Genomic DNA, 15270 nt, shown 5'->3' on the forward strand with positions numbered 1-15270 from the left:
CCGGATAGTTACTTGCGAGCGTCTATCTATGGAGGGGAAAACCGACAGACAAACGGGGCGAAACCTCGCCACACTCTCCGACGTCAAGAAAATATGCCCCTTCGCCACTAACGAGAAAGTTGGGGCGCGGAAGGCGGCCGTGAGGCCGCCCCAGGTTTCGTCCGATCAGTCCGCCTTGTTGCGGCGGGCCGGAAAGAGAATGACGTCGCGGATCGACGGGGCGTTGGTCAGAAGCATGATCAGGCGATCGACGCCGATGCCGAGGCCGCCGGCGGGCGGCATGCCCTGGTCGATGGCGTCGAGGAATTCGTCGTCCAGCTGCTTGTCCTTTTCGCCGCGGGCGTGCGCCTGCTCCAGCTGCTCCACCATGCGGCGGCGCTGTTCTTCCGGATCGTTGAGTTCGGAGAAGGCGTTGCCTACTTCCCAGGCGTTGCAATAGCTTTCGAAACGCTCGACGAGGCGCGGCTCGCCCGGCACTTCCTTGGCGAAGGGCGAGATGTCCTTCGGGAAATGCGTCACGTGGCTCGGTTGGATCAGCGTGCCTTCCACCTTTTCTTCGAAGATGAAGGCAAGGCATTCGCCCCAGGTCCAGTCCTTCTCGACAGCAAAACCGGCAGCCTTGGCGGCGGTGCGGGCTTCTTCGTCGGTCTTGAGGCCAAGGAAATCGATACCGGTCGCTTCCTTCACCGCGTCGGGCATCGGCACGCGCTTGAACGGACCCTTGAAGGAGATCGTCTGGCCCTGGAATTCAACTTCGGTCGTGCCGTGCAGGGCAATCGCCAGCGTCTCGAACAGCCGCTCCACGAGACCCATGATGTCTTCGTAGTCGGCATAGGCCCAATAGCACTCCATCATGGTGAATTCAGGATTGTGCCTTGTGGAAACGCCTTCGTTGCGGAAGTTGCGGTTGATTTCGAAGACCTTGTCGGTGAGGCCCGAAACCAGCGTGCGCTTCAGGAACAGTTCCGGCGCGATGCGCAGATACATGTCCATCTTCAGCGTGTTGTGGAAGGTCTTGAACGGATCGGCCGTCGCGCCGCCATAGATGGTCTGCAGCATCGGCGTTTCCACTTCGAGGAAGCCTTCGGCCTCCATGAAGCGGCGGATGCCGGAGAGGATCTTCGAACGCTGCAGGAAGCGCAGCTTGGATTCCTCGTTGGAGAGGATATCCAGATGGCGCTTGCGGTAACGCAGCTCGATGTCGGAGACGCCATGCCACTTTTCGGGCATCGGCAGCAGCGACTTGGTCAGCATGGTGATTTCTTCGGCGTTGATCGTCAGCTCGCCGCGCTTGGTGCGGCGCACCTTGCCGGTCACGCCGATGATGTCGCCGATATCGATCATCGGCAAAAGGTTGCGCGCTGCTTCCGGCGTCGTATCCTTGTGGGAGAAGATCTGCACCTTGCCCGAGGCGTCATGGATATCCATGAACATGCCGGAATTGCGCGAGGAATAAACGCGGCCGGCCACCGTCACCGTATCGCCGGTTTCGACGTCGGCTTCGATATCGGCGTATTTTTCCGCCAGCTCCGCATTGGTCAGCGTGCGGTGGAAATGCGCCGGATAGACATCGCCGATCTGCTCGCGCAGCAGCGCAAGTTTCTGGCGGCGCACTTCGGTGGCGTCGGAGGAGAGGGCGGTGGTTTCGGTCGTCTTGTCGTTCATCGTATTCGCCTTCAGCGGCCTTGTTCGTTGCGGTTACCCTGTGCGCTCCGGGCTTACCCCCCTCTGTCCTGCCGGACATCTCCCCCTCAAAGGGGGAGATCAGATGCCGCGCCCGCCCGTTCCATGGGCAAGGTGTCAGCCGCTTGTCGATCTCCCCCTTGAGGGGGAGATGCCCGGCAGGGCAGAGGGGGTAAGCCCCAAGCAAAGGGGTATATTCAGTATGCCGGCGTCACCGCCAGCACGTAAACTATCAGCTTCCGCTGCCCACCATCGTGGCCACGACAGCAATCGCCATCTTCAAACGCTGGCGCACCACGGAGCGGCCAAGCAGCGCCATCGAGTCAAACAACGGCAGCGAGCGCGAGGAACCGGACATGGCCACAAACAGCGGCGGCGTCACGACGCGCAGCTTCTTGCCGGTGCGTTCGGCGACATCGCGCAGTTCGGCCTCGATCGCTTCCACATTCCAGTCCGGCATCTTCTCGAGGTCGGCGGCAACCGTGGTGAGGATTTCGTGGATTTCTTCCGGTTTGCTCTTCAGCCCGGCGAAGGAAGCCGGCGTCAGGCCAACATCGCTCGCCAGCAGGAAGCCGGCGAGGTTCGGCAATTCTCCGAGTCTTGAAATGCGGCTCTGGGCAAGCTTCAGGCCTTCGGTGAGGCGGGCATTTTCCATCGCCCATTCCAGCGTGCGGGAAATGAACTCCTCCGGCGAAAGCTTCTCGCGCAGCCAGCGGCCGTTCAGCCAGTCCAGCTTCTGAATGTCGAAGATGGCGCCGGCCTTGGACAGCGCTTCCGGATCGAATTTCGCCGCCAGCTCGTCCATGGTCAGAAGCTCTTCGCCTTCGGCGATCTGGATGAAGAACAGGCCAAGGAAGTTCATCAGCGCTTCCGGCAGGTAGCCGAGCGCGGAATAATAGGAGATCGAGGTCGGGTTCTTGCGCTTGGAAAGCTTCGACTTGTCGGCGTTGCGCATCAGCGAAAGATGCATGAACGTGGGCTGGTCCCAGCCGAAATAACGGTAAAGCAGAATGTGCTTGGGCACGGATGCCAGCCATTCTTCGCCGCGCGCCACATGGGTGATCTTCATCAGATGGTCGTCGATGACGTTGGCCATGTGATAGGTCGGCATGCCGTCGGCCTTGATCAGCACCTGCATATCGACCGAATCCCACGGGATCGAGACATCGCCATAAACGCCGTCATGGAAATCGCACGAGCCTTCTGTCGGGATTTTCATGCGCACGACGTTGGCCTCGCCGGCGGCGACGCGGGCGGTGACTTCCTCGGCCTTCAGGTTAAGGCAGTGGCCGTCATATTTCGGCGGCTTGCCGGCGGCGCGCTGGGCTTCGCGCATTTCTTCCAACCGCTCGGGCGTGCAGAAACAGCGGAAGGCATGGCCTTTTTCCAGCAGCTCTTCGGCATAGGGCCAGTACATGGCCTTGCGCTCGGACTGGCGGTAGGGACCGTAGGGGCCGCCGACATCCGGGCCTTCCGACCAGGTGAGGCCGGTCCAGCGCAGGGCTTCCAGCACTTTCTGCTCATATTCAAGGGTCGAGCGGGTGGCGTCGGTATCCTCGATGCGCAGGATGAACTCGCCGCCGTGTTTCTTGGCGAAGAGATAGTTGAACAGCGCGATATAGGCAGTGCCGACATGCGGCTCGCCGGTGGGGGAAGGTGCGATGCGGACGCGAACGCCGGAAGTGGTCATGAAATTCACTCGTCGTGACGTGGCAGTGACATCGGGGCGGTTTCACCCGTCTGTCACGATGTTTTCGTTTGGATGCGGCAGGAAATCATGTTGGAAGACGCAATGAAAGCGCCTTTTGCACATTCCCGTTCGGCTTCGGCTTAGGCCATATTCTGCCGCAGGCGTCAAGGAAATACGAAGCCCGCGCTGGTTCAGCGTCCCAGCTGAGAGCCCTAGCTCACTGGCCAGACGTAAAGCAGCATGGGAATGCTGGCGATGACGATCATGATCGATAGCGGCAGGCCAAGGCGCGGATAGTCGCTGAAGCGATAACCGCCCGGACCCATGACCAGCGTATTGCACTGGTGGCCGATGGGGGTGAGGAAATCGCAGCCTGCGCCGATCGCCACCGCCATCAGGAAGGCCTCCGGCCGGAACCAGAGCGTGGTGGCGAAACCGGCGGCGATGGGGGCCATGACCAGCACGGTCGCGGCATTGTTGAGAAAGGGCGTTACCGCCATGGCGGTGAGCAGGATCATGCCGAGCGCCGCAAAAGGCGGCAATCCCTGCGCGGCATGACCGAGCCAGGCGGCGATCAGTTCGCTCGCCCCGCTGGTGCGCAGGCTGTCGCTGACGGGAATGAGGGCGGCGAGCATGACGAGGATCGGCCCGTCGATGGATTTATAGACTTCGGTGAGCGGTATTGCGCCGACCACGATCATCATGAAGGCGGCGGCGAAAAAGGCGACCGAGACCGGTACCAACCCGCTGCCGGCGGCGATCATGGCGGCGGCGAGCACGATGACGGGCAGAAGCGCGCGGCGCTGCACGCCCAGCAGGATTTCCCGCTGCGCCAGCGGCAAGAGCGAAAATTCCTGCAATACCTGCGGCAGGTTCTTGCGGCTGCCCTGCAGAAGAATGACGTCGCCCGCCTGCAATGTCAGCTCGGAGAGCCGCTGGCTGACACGCTGGCCGCGCCGGCTGACGGCGATCAGATTGACGCCGCGCGTATAGGACAAAGAAAGCTCACGCGCGGAAATGCCGCTCAGCACCGATTCATTGCTGATGACCGCTTCCATGGAGATGAGATCGGCGGTTTTCTGGCCGTTTTCGGTGAGCGGCTTGCCGGAAAGCAAAAGCTTCGCCTGCGAGACGATGCGGTCCAGCCCCTCCGGGCTGCCTTCAAGAAGAATCGTGTCGCCCGCCTTCAGCGTCACGTCGGGGAAGGGGGAGATGCGCCGGGGGCCGCGCAGGATGGTGCTGGCGATCACATCGCCATCGGCCTGTTTCAGCAATTCGCGCAGCGGCTTCTCCGCATGGGTGCTGTCGGCGGGCAGGGTGGCTTCGGCGGTATAGGCGGACTGGTCGAGAATATCCTCCACCGATGCCTGCTGGCGGTTGCGCACCGGCAGCAGCCGGTAACCGAAAGTCAGGAAGACGATGCCGATGACGGTCAGCCCCGCGCCGACGGGGGTGAAGTCGAACATCGAAAAACTCTGCCCGGTCATTTCCTCGCGCAGCCGCGAGACGACGATGTTGGGCGAGGTGCCGATCTGCGTCATCAGACCGCCGAGCAGGGCGGCAAAAGCCATGGGCATCAGATAATAGGAGACCGGGCTGCCGGATTTGCGGGCGAACTGGAAGGCGACCGGCATCATGATGGCGAGCGCGCCGATATTCTTGATGAAGGCCGACATGACGGCGACGACGATCATCAGGAAGGCGAGCTGCAGGCTCTTGGAGTGCATTTCGGGGAAATATTTCTTGATCGTCATATCGACGATGCCCGACCGCGCTACCGCCGAACTGACCACCAGCGCACTGCCGACGATGATGACGATATCGTCGGAAAAACCGGAAAAAGCTTTTTCGAAAGGCACGACGCCGAGCGCGACGGCCACGAGCAGTGCACTGCAGGCCACGACATCGTACCGCAGCCTGTCCCAGATGAACGCGACCATCATGCCGGCGATGACGGTGAAGGCGAGGATCTGGTCTGTCGTCATGCTGGCTTATGCTTTCGAAGGAGAGGCGGCGGGAATGACTCTATCGATGAGGATATCGAAGAACGCAAGCCGGGGTGAAGCGGTTCCGGGCTGGTGATGTCACTCCTATCTCTTCGTCATACCGGCCGTGAGCGGGCATCCAACCGACGCGGCCTCACGCGGCGAGAAGAGTCTTTTCAGCCCAAGGACTTGGGCTGGCTGGATGCCGGATCAATTCCGGCATGACGGAGCGGAGGCATCGTCAGAGAAGAAAATGGGCAATGTCGTCCCAGGCTGGATTGAGATCTTCAATCAACTTGATCTTCCATGCCCGCGGCCAGTTTTTTATCGTCTTTTCTCTCGCAATTGCGTCCGTGACGAGATCGTATGTTTCGAACCACACAAGCGTCTTAACGCCATAACGGGTTGTGAATCCGGGCGTCCGGTTGTTCTGATGTTCATATAAACGGTGAGAAAGGTCGCTTGTTACGCCAGTATAGAGCGTACCGTTTCTTTTGGATGTAAGAATATAAACGTAACCTTGGCGCATGAGAAAAGCATGCGCAAAGGTCATTGTTTTGGCAAGAGACGAAGTTATTTCCGTCATACCGGACTTGATCCGGTATCCAGCCGCCGCGCGTCTGCGCGGCGAGAAGAGTTTTTTCAGCCAAGGACTTGGGCTGACTGGATGCCGGATCAAGTCCGGCATGACGGAAGTGCGGTCAATGCGCCTCTTCCGCACTCGCCTTCTTCCGACGCCTCGCATTGCGGGCCAGCATGTTGAGCAGTTCCACCAGCGCCGAGAACGCCATGGCGGCATAGACGTAGCCCTTCGGAACATGGAAGCCCATGCCTTCGGCGATCAGCGTCGTGCCGATCATCATCAGGAAGGCGAGCGCCAGCATGACGATGGTGGGGTTGCGCTCGATGAAGTTGGCGAGCGGCGTTGCGGCCAGCAGCATTACGGTGACGGCCACGATGACCGCGACGATCATGATCGGCAGATGCGGCGTCATACCGACGGCAGTGATGATGCTGTCCACCGAGAAGACGAGGTCGAGCAGCAGGATCTGGCCGATGGCGGCGCCGAAATTCATGCCCACGGGGCCGCCCACCATGTCTTCCTTGTGGTCTTCCGGGTCGACATTGTGGTGGATTTCCTTGGTGGCCTTCCACATCAGGAAGAGACCGCCGGCGATCAGGATCATGTCCTTCCAGGAGAAGGCGTGGCCGAAGAGTTCGAAGACCGGCGTGGTGAGCTGCACGATCCATGCGACGGTGCCGAGCAGGCCGAGACGCATGACGAGCGCAAGGCCTATACCGATCTTGCGGGCTTTTTCGCGCTGTTCGGGCGGCAGCTTGTTGGTGAGGATGGAGATGAAGATCAGGTTGTCGATGCCGAGCACGACCTCCATGACGATCAGCGTGACGAGCGCCACCCAGGCGGCGGGGTCAGATAGAAGAGGGAGAATGGACTCCATCAGGTAGGTTTTCCTTTCAGCAACAAGGCCAGCCGAAACATTCGGTGGGTGGAATTTATAGCGCAATACGCGAGAAACAAGGAGTTGATGGCTCCGGGGCGCAAGATTTCATCGAAATTTCGCGCAGACCGCGTATTGGCGTTCATGCCGTTGCGAGTGCATTTCCAGGAAAAGTGGCCCCCGGTTTTCCGTCCGGGAATGCGCCAGAACAAAGAGTTAGAGTGTTTTCGCGATTCGGAGAAAAGCGAAAAAACTCTAAATGATTTCAGGCCTTGTCGGTTCCGTAGGCGGCCATGAATACCTTGATGGCGCTGGCGATCACCCGGTCCAGTTCTTCTTCCGGAACCGGGCCTTCGATCTCTCCGAACAGGCGCAGCTTGAAGAAGGTGCCGGTGGAAAGCTCGATATATTGCCGGGCGGCCAGTTCCACGTCATCGACCTTCAAATGGCCGAGCGCGACATGGTGCTCGATGAAATCCTGAAGCACGGTGCGGACATTGTTGGGTGCGGCGATGAAGAAGCGCTGCGCCAGCTTCGGCATGCGGTCGATGACGCCGATGACCGAGCGCATGGCCGGGATCATCTCCGAGCAGATCATCTTGTTGGCGAAGGCCTTGCCGAATTGTCTCAGCCCGTCGCGCACCTCTTCGGTGCCGGCCAGAATATTGCGCATGGAGGTGGCGAATTCCTGCCGGTGGTGATCGACCAGCGCCGCGAACAGATCCTCCTTGTTGGAGAAATAGACATAGATCGTGCCCTTGGAAACGCCCGCCTCGCGCGTGATGTCGTTCATGCTGGCCGCATCGAAACCCTTGCGCTTGAACACACGCCAGGCGCCCGCCAGAATCTGCTCGCGTTTGGCCGGGTCTTCACCCGCCGCAAAACGCCCGGCGGCATTGCCCGAACAGCCCGTTTCCGTTTCCGTCTCCATATCCCTGTCTTCACCTGCCATCGCTACCGTCTCTTAGCATCGCAATGGCGTAAAAAAAATTAACCGAACGTCGAACCAATCGGTTCGATAACACTTGATATGTGTCAGGAAAGAGATTATGTCAATCGAACCGAACGGTTCAGTTCGAAAAACTTTCTTCAATTTATCACGGTAAGCTCCCATGTCGGCCCAGAAGAATAGCGCGGTTCGCGCCGTCAACGATGCGGAAGAGGCGGATATCTCCGCCAAGGCCGAGACCTCTCCGGCAAAGCCGGCTGAGGCCGCGCCGCCGCAGCAGCCCCAGACCATTGCGGCGCCAAAGCAGAAGAAGCGTTCCAAGCTTCTGCCGGTCATCGCCGTTGCCCTTCTCGCCGGCGCCGGCTGGTACGGTTACAACTGGTGGGTCGACGGCCGCTTCATGGTGTCGACGGACGACGCCTATATAGAAGGCGATATCGCCGTCATCGCACCGAAGGTTTCGGGCTATGTCGCCAAGGTCAACGTGGTCGAGAACCAGGAAGTCAAGGCGGGCGATCCGCTGGTGACGCTGGACGACGGCGATTATCGCATCGCGCTCGATCAGGCCGAAGCCCAGATCCGCACCGAAGAACTGTCGCTGAAGCGCATCGATGCGCAGATCGTCGGCGGCGAAGCTTCGCTGGAACAGGCCGTCGCCCAGAAGGGTGCGCTGGATGCCGCCCTTCGCGGTGCCGAAATCACCCAGAAGCGCGCCAGTGAGCTGCAGGCGAAGGATGTCGGCACGGTTGCCGCTTCCGACAATGCGCAGGTCGCGCTCGATCAGGCCAGGGCGAATGTCGTGGCCGGCGATGCCGCCATCTCCTCGGCCAAGGCCAATGTGGAACTCCTGCGCGCCCAGCGCGAGGAGGCCGAAAGCACGGTGCGTTCGCTGCAGCTTTCCCGCGACAAGGCCGCCCGCGATCTTTCCTTCACGGTTCTGAAGGCGCCCTATGACGGCGTCATCGGCAATCTGGCGGTTCAGAACGGCGATCTGGTTTCGGTCGGCAAGCGTCTGGCTTCGCTGGTGCCGATGAACGAGCTTTATATCGACGCCAATTTCAAGGAAACGCAGCTTGCCCGCGTCGTGCCCGGTTCGAAGGTGCGCGTGCATGTCGACGCCTTTGACGACGCGACCATTGAAGGCACGGTGCAGTCGATTTCGCCCGGCTCGGGCTCGGTCTTCTCCATGCTGCCGCCGGAAAATGCGACCGGCAACTTCACCAAGGTCATCCAGCGCGTGCCGGTGCGCATCGTCTTCTCCAGGGAAGACCTCGCCAGGCACAATCTGCGCGCCGGCCTCAGCGTCGTTGTCGATGTCGATACCCGCACGGCGCCGGAAACCACGAAAACGGCGCAAGTTAACCCGGAAGCCAAGTAAGGCGCATCGCTGATGCGCCGTTGAGGTCAAGATCATGGCGGCTACGGTTGTCGGTACGGGCGGGGCGTCCATCCCCGCCGATCCCCCGATGGACAGGCGCAGGCTCATCGCGTTCTTTGCGATGGTCTTCGGCATGTTCATGTCCATCCTCGACATTCAGATCGTCTCCGCCTCGCTGGCGGAAATCCAGGCGGGTCTCGGCGCGGGTTCCGATGAGATCGCCTGGGTGCAGACCTCCTATCTGATCGCCGAAGTCATCATGATCCCGCTGTCGGGCACGCTGGCGCGCATTCTCTCCACGCGCGTTCTCTTCGCCACCTGCGCGGCCGGTTTCACCATATCGAGCGCGCTCTGCGCCACAGCCACCAATATCGACCAGATGATCGTCTATCGCGCGATCCAGGGCTTTATCGGCGGCGGCATGATCCCCTCCGTCTTCGCCGCCGCCTTCACGATCTTCCCGCCTTCGAAGCGTTCGGTCGTGTCACCGATCATCGGTCTCGTCGCCACGCTTGCGCCCACCATCGGCCCGACGGTCGGCGGTTATCTCTCCAATGCCTTTTCCTGGCACTGGCTGTTCCTCGTCAACATCATCCCCGGCATCATCGTCACCATCCTCACCTGGAGCCTGATCGATTTCGACAAGCCGGAAAAGTCGCTCTGGAAGAAGTTCGACTGGTGGGGGTTGATCTCCATGGCGGTCTTCCTCGGCTCGCTGGAATATGTGCTTGAAGAGGGCAACAACAAGGACTGGTTCAACGACGAGCATATCGTCATGGGAACGGTCGCCATGGTCATCGGCGCGGTCGTGTTCTTCTGGCGCGCCTTCAAGGTGGAATTCCCTGTCGTCGATATCCGCGCCTTCGCCGACCGCAACTTCTCCATCGGCTCGCTGTTTTCCTTCGTCATGGGCATCGGGCTTTACGGGCTGACCTATCTTTACCCGCTCTATCTCGGCCGGGTGCGCGGTTACGATGCGCTGATGATCGGCGAGACCATGTTCGTCTCCGGTCTTGCCATGTTCTTCACCGCGCCGATTGCCGGCAAGGTCTCCACCAAGCTCGACCCGCGGGCGATGATGGCCATCGGCTTCATCAGCTTCGGCTGCGGCACATGGATCATGACGCATGTGACGACCGACTGGGATTTCTACGAGCTGCTGATCCCGCAGATCCTGCGCGGTTTCGGCCTGATGATGTGCATGGTGCCGATCAACAACATCGCGCTCGGCACCCTGCCGCCGGCCCGCATCCGCAATGCGTCCGGCCTGTTCAACCTTACCCGTAACCTCGGCGGCGCGGTCGGTCTTGCCATCATCAACACCATGCTGTCGCAGCGCACGGACGACCATTATGTGCGGCTGGCCGAACATGTGAGCTATTCCAATCCGCAGGCGCTGGAATGGTTGAACAGTGTCGGCGCCAACTACGATTCCTACGGGCTGGACGGCGCGTCCGTCGCCGTCAAGAAACTGGTCGGCATGGTCTCGCAGCAGGCATGGATATTGGCCTTCGCGGATGTGTTCTTCGCGCTGACGCTGTTGTTCTCGAGCCTGATCTTCATGACCGTGCTGATCCAGAAACCCAAGGCAGCGCCGCCGCCAGACGCGGCGCACTAACAAGAATCCCCTCCCATCCACCGCAGAGCTGGGGCCGTCGGAAATGACGGCCCCTTTTTTGTTTTGAATATGGAGCGAGCGAGGGCGGCATATTTCTTCTCCCCGCCGGGGAGAAGTCCGCACCCAATTCATGATCCCGGCTTTCCGTGAAATATGAGGTACGTACATCATTTTTCAGTTTACCTCGACCGCAAAGCTGGATATGCAAAGGGGAGGGAGGAGCCATGAAGCCGACAGTTCACGATATCGCCGAGCGGGCGGGCGTCAGTCTCGCCACCATCGACCGGGTGCTGAACATGCGCCCCGGCGTGCATGCGGCAACGCGGGCACGGGTGGAGGCGGCCATTGCCGAGCTTGGTTACGTGCGCGATATCGCGGCCGCCAATCTGGCCAAGGGCCGCAATTATTCGCTGGTCTTCATCCTGCCGGGCAATGACAATTCCTTCATGGCGACGCTGCGCGCCGAAGTGCGGGCCGCAGCGGCACGGGCGCATCTGGAGCGCACGGCGATCCGCGTCATCGAGGTGCCGCCGTTCAATGCCACGGCGCTGACGGAGGCTCTGGAAGTCGCGCGGCGGGAAAAGCCCTCGGGCGTCGCCTTCGTCGCCACCGATTCCGAGGATGTGGCGGAAGCCGCCGACCGGCTGGCCGAAGACGGCATCGCCACGGTGACGCTGGTGTCCGATCTTTCCGGTTCGCGGCGGGATCATTATGCCGGCGTGGACAACGTCGCGGCCGGGCGCACGGCGGCGAGCCTGATGGGACGTTTTCTCTCCGGGCGCGGCGGCGATGTCGCGGTTGTGGCCGGCTCCATGCTGGTGCGCGACCATCGAGAACGTCTGGAAGGATTTCGCGCCGTCATCGAGACCGAATTTCCGCAATTGCGGCTGCTGCCGGTGCTGGAGGGCAGGGACGATCCGCTCACCGTCGAGACGCTGGTGCGCAAGGCGCTGGGCAATGCCGCGCTGTCAGGCATCTACAGCCTCGGCGCGGGCAATCGCGGCCTCATCCGGGCGCTTGGCGCGGCAGAGGGCGAAAGAGCGCTTTCGGTCATCGCCCATGAGCTGACGGAAAACACCGCCAATGCGCTGCGGGAAGGGCTGCTGGACGCCGTGCTCAACCAGGATGCCGGCCATGAGGTGCGCAGCGCCATCCGCGTGTTGAAGGCGCGGGCCGACGGCCTGCCCGTCATCGCCGCGCAGGAACGTATCCGTATCGACATATTCCTCAGGGACAATCTTCCCTGATGAGAGCATTTCCAGGAAAAGTGGCCGCCGGTTTTCCGTCCGGAAATGCGGTGACACTTAAAACCGCTGAAAGCGGCGCGTGGCGCGCCGGAATGGAGAAATACATGTATCTCGGTCTCGATCTTGGCACATCCGGCGTCAAAGCCCTGCTGATGGACGGCGATCAGAAAATCATCGGCTCGGCCAACGGCTCGCTGGACGTTTCGCGCCCGCATCACGGCTGGTCGGAACAGGATCCGGCCGACTGGATTGCCGCGACGAAAACCGCCGTTGCCGGCCTGAAGCAGAAGTTTCCGAAGGAGCTTGCCGCCGTCAAGGGCATCGGCCTTTCCGGCCAGATGCATGGCGCGACGCTGATCGATGCGGCCGGCAAGGTGCTGCGCCCCTGCATCCTGTGGAACGACACGCGCTCTTATGCCGAGGCCGCCGCGCTGGATGCCGATCCTCGTTTCCGCAAGATCACCGGCAACATCGTCTTCCCCGGCTTCACCGCGCCGAAACTTGCCTGGGTGGCGAAGAACGAACCTGAAATCTTCGCGAAAGTGGCCAAGGTGTTGCTGCCGAAGGATTATCTGCGTCTGTGGCTGACGGGCGAATACATCTCCGAAATGTCGGATTCCGCCGGCACCTCCTGGCTCGATACCGGCGCACGCAAATGGTCTTCCGAACTTCTTGCCGCCACCGGTCTGGATGAAAAACACATGCCCTCGCTGGTGGAAGGCACGGATGAGGCGGGCGTGCTGCGCGCCGAACTTGGCTCCGAATGGGGGATTTCCGGCCGCACCGTCGTTGCCGGCGGCGCGGGCGACAATGCCGCTTCCGCCTGCGGCATGGGAACGGTGAAGGAGGGCCATGCCTTCGTCTCGCTCGGCACATCCGGCGTGCTTTTCGCCGCCAATGTATCTTACCTGCCGAAGCCTGAAAGCGCCGTGCATGCCTTCTGCCATGCGCTGCCCAATACCTGGCACCAGATGGGCGTCATCCTTTCCGCCACCGATGCGCTGAACTGGTATTCGCGCCTCACCGGCCAATCCGCCGCCGATCTGACCGGCGAGTTGGGCGAAACGCTGCTTGCACCGACCGGTGTCACCTTTGCGCCCTATCTCTCTGGCGAGCGCACCCCGCATAACGACGCCGCCATTCGCGGCTCCTTCATCGGCCTTTCGCATGAAAGCGACCGCAAGGCGCTGACCCAGGCGGTGCTGGAAGGCGTGACTTTCGCGATCAGGGACAATCTTGAAGCGCTAAAGTCGGCCGGCACCTCGATTTCCCGCGTCACCGCCATCGGCGGCGGTTCGCGCTCGGCCTATTGGCTGGCCTCCATCGCCACCTCGCTCGGCGTGCCCGTCGATATTCCGGCCGAGGGCGATTTCGGCGCCGCCTTCGGTGCGGCCCGCCTCGGCCTCATTGCCGCGACCGGGGCCGATCCGGTGGCGGTTTGCGCGCAGCCGGAAACGGCGCGGACCATCGAGCCGGTGGCGGCTCTGGCCGGCGCCTATGAGGAGGCTTACTGGCGCTATCATGCGCTATATCCGGCTATTCGGGCGCTTTCGCATTGAGACACGGTGTGTGCGGCTTCACCCCCCTCTGCCCTGCCGGGCATCTCCCCCTCAAGGGGAGAGATCGACAAGCGGCTACATCTCGCTCTCATGCGAGGCTGAGTATGGAGCGATCGATAGCGTCCTGCTGATCTCCCCCCTTGAGGGGGAGATGTCCGGCAGGACAGAGGGGAGAGCGGCAAACGCCGACCCTGAAATTTCAGAACACCATCTAAACCCACCCCAAGAGGAGGATCACCATGAGCACAGGTTTCTTCGGCGATATTGCCAAGATCAAATATGAAGGCCCCGACAGCACCAACCCGCTGGCCTTCCGTCATTACAACCCCGACGAAATCGTCGCCGGCAAGCGCATGGAAGATCACCTGCGTTTTGCGGTGGCCTATTGGCACACCTTCACCTGGCCGGGCGGCGACCCCTTCGGCGGCCAGACCTTCCTGCGCCCATGGTTCGAAGATACGATGCAGGCGGCGAAACTGAAGGCGGATGTGGCTTTCGAATTCTTCTCGCTGCTCGGTTCGCCGTTCTACTGCTTCCACGACGCCGATGTGCGCCCGGAGGGCCGGAACTTCGCGGAGAATACCAAGAACCTCAACGAGATCGTTGATTATTTTGCCCAAAAGCAGGCCGATACCGGCGTGAAGCTTCTGTGGGGCACGGCGAACCTCTTCTCCAACCGCCGCTTCATGTCGGGTGCGGCCACCAATCCGGACCCGGACGTCTTCGCTTTCTCCGCAGCAACCGTGAAGACCTGCATGGACGCCACCAAGAAGCTCGGCGGTGCGAATTATGTTCTGTGGGGCGGCCGCGAAGGTTACGAGACCCTGCTCAACACCGATCTGTCGCGTGAACTCGACCAGCTCGGCCGCTTCCTCAATCTGGTGGTGGAATATAAATACAAGATCGGCTTCGAAGGCACGATCCTGATCGAGCCGAAGCCGCAGGAGCCGACCAAGCACCAGTATGACTACGACGTCGCCACCGTTTACGCCTTCCTGCAGAAGAACGGTCTGGAAAAGGAAGTGAAGGTCAATATCGAGCAGGGCCATGCCATCCTCGCCGGCCATTCCTTCGAGCATGAGCTCGCAATGGCCAATGCCTTCGGCATTTTCGGCTCCATCGACATGAACCGTAACGACTACCAGTCCGGCTGGGATACCGACCAGTTCCCCAACAACGTGCCGGAAATGGCTCTCGCTTATTACCATGTTCTAGCCGGTGGCGGTTTCAAGAATGGCGGCACCAACTTCGATTCCAAGCTGCGTCGTCAGTCGCTCGATCCGCAGGACCTGCTGATCGGCCATATCGGCGGCATGGATTGCTGCGCCCGCGGCCTGAAGGCGGCGGCGAAGATGATCGAGGACGGCGCGCTGTCGAAGCCGCTTGCGGAGCGTTACGCCAGGTGGGATTCGGCTGAAGCCCAGAAGATGCTGCGCGGCGAGTTGAAGCTGGAAGAGATTGCCGCCCTGGTGGAGCGCGAGGATATCAATCCCGAGCCGAAGTCCGGCCGTCAGGAATATCTCGAAAACGTGGTCAATCGTTACGTTTGACGCGGGCAATAGGGGGCAACGGGAGCGTCGCCCCCTCATCGCCTCGCTTCGCTCCGGCACTTCTCCCCGGCGGGGAGAAGAACAAGCGGGGTGCTCTTTGCCCAAAGCGACCTCTCCTGAGAATATGCTGCGGTCACTGCACATTTCTTCT

Annotated in this window: 11 protein-coding genes; 5 read left to right on the top strand and 6 right to left on the bottom strand. The window is 61.1% G+C overall.

Annotation, left to right across the window (positions count from 1 at the left end; all coding sequences use genetic code 11):
- Positions 1-165: 165 nt before the first annotated feature.
- The 6 genes from lysS to L904_RS09735 form a co-directional block, all read right to left on the bottom strand.
- A complete protein-coding gene (lysS, locus tag L904_RS09710) occupies positions 166-1665 on the bottom strand; it encodes a lysine--tRNA ligase (protein WP_020812138.1) in 1500 nt (499 codons plus the stop codon).
- Between the two features lie 250 nt (positions 1666-1915).
- Positions 1916-3373, bottom strand: a complete 1458-nt coding sequence (gene gltX, locus L904_RS09715; RefSeq protein ID WP_031234279.1) for a glutamate--tRNA ligase — start codon at positions 3371-3373, stop codon at positions 1916-1918.
- 212 nt (positions 3374-3585) lie between these two features.
- Positions 3586-5358, bottom strand: coding sequence for an SLC13 family permease (locus L904_RS09720; RefSeq protein ID WP_020812140.1), 1773 nt, complete (start codon positions 5356-5358; stop codon positions 3586-3588).
- Positions 5359-5599: 241 nt separating this feature from the next.
- Positions 5600-5911 carry a GIY-YIG nuclease family protein gene (locus tag L904_RS09725; RefSeq protein ID WP_020812141.1) on the bottom strand — a complete coding sequence of 104 codons (312 nt, stop codon included), beginning with the start codon at positions 5909-5911 and terminating at the stop codon, positions 5600-5602.
- Positions 5912-6059: 148 nt separating this feature from the next.
- Positions 6060-6818 carry a TerC family protein gene (locus L904_RS09730; protein ID WP_020812142.1) on the bottom strand — a complete coding sequence of 253 codons (759 nt, stop codon included), beginning with the start codon at positions 6816-6818 and terminating at the stop codon, positions 6060-6062.
- Positions 6819-7083: 265 nt separating this feature from the next.
- Positions 7084-7770, bottom strand: a complete 687-nt coding sequence (locus L904_RS09735) for a TetR/AcrR family transcriptional regulator (protein ID WP_020812143.1) — start codon at positions 7768-7770, stop codon at positions 7084-7086.
- Positions 7771-7930: 160 nt separating this feature from the next.
- On the opposite strand from L904_RS09735, the gene L904_RS09740 reads away from it, so the two are divergent.
- From L904_RS09740 to xylA, 5 genes are all read left to right on the top strand, one after another.
- Positions 7931-9145 (top strand): HlyD family secretion protein, encoded by a 1215-nt coding sequence (locus L904_RS09740; RefSeq protein ID WP_031234280.1) that lies wholly within the window; start codon positions 7931-7933, stop codon positions 9143-9145.
- Positions 9146-9179: 34 nt separating this feature from the next.
- The gene (locus L904_RS09745; RefSeq protein WP_003520997.1) at positions 9180-10763 is read left to right on the top strand and encodes a DHA2 family efflux MFS transporter permease subunit; all 1584 of its coding nucleotides are present in this window, start codon (positions 9180-9182) and stop codon (positions 10761-10763) included.
- A 224-nt stretch (positions 10764-10987) separates the two neighbouring features.
- Positions 10988-12010, top strand: a complete 1023-nt coding sequence (locus L904_RS09750) for a LacI family DNA-binding transcriptional regulator (protein ID WP_020812145.1) — start codon at positions 10988-10990, stop codon at positions 12008-12010.
- A 104-nt stretch (positions 12011-12114) separates the two neighbouring features.
- Positions 12115-13569: a xylulokinase gene (xylB, locus tag L904_RS09755; RefSeq protein ID WP_031234281.1), complete on the top strand. Its 1455-nt coding sequence runs from the start codon at positions 12115-12117 to the stop codon at positions 13567-13569.
- A 239-nt stretch (positions 13570-13808) separates the two neighbouring features.
- A complete protein-coding gene (gene xylA, locus L904_RS09760) occupies positions 13809-15119 on the top strand; it encodes a xylose isomerase (RefSeq protein WP_004433392.1) in 1311 nt (436 codons plus the stop codon).
- The last annotated feature ends 151 nt before the right edge of the window (positions 15120-15270 follow it).

The organism is Agrobacterium sp. LY4 (assembly GCF_001526585.1).
Taxonomy (GTDB): domain Bacteria; phylum Pseudomonadota; class Alphaproteobacteria; order Rhizobiales; family Rhizobiaceae; genus Agrobacterium; species Agrobacterium leguminum.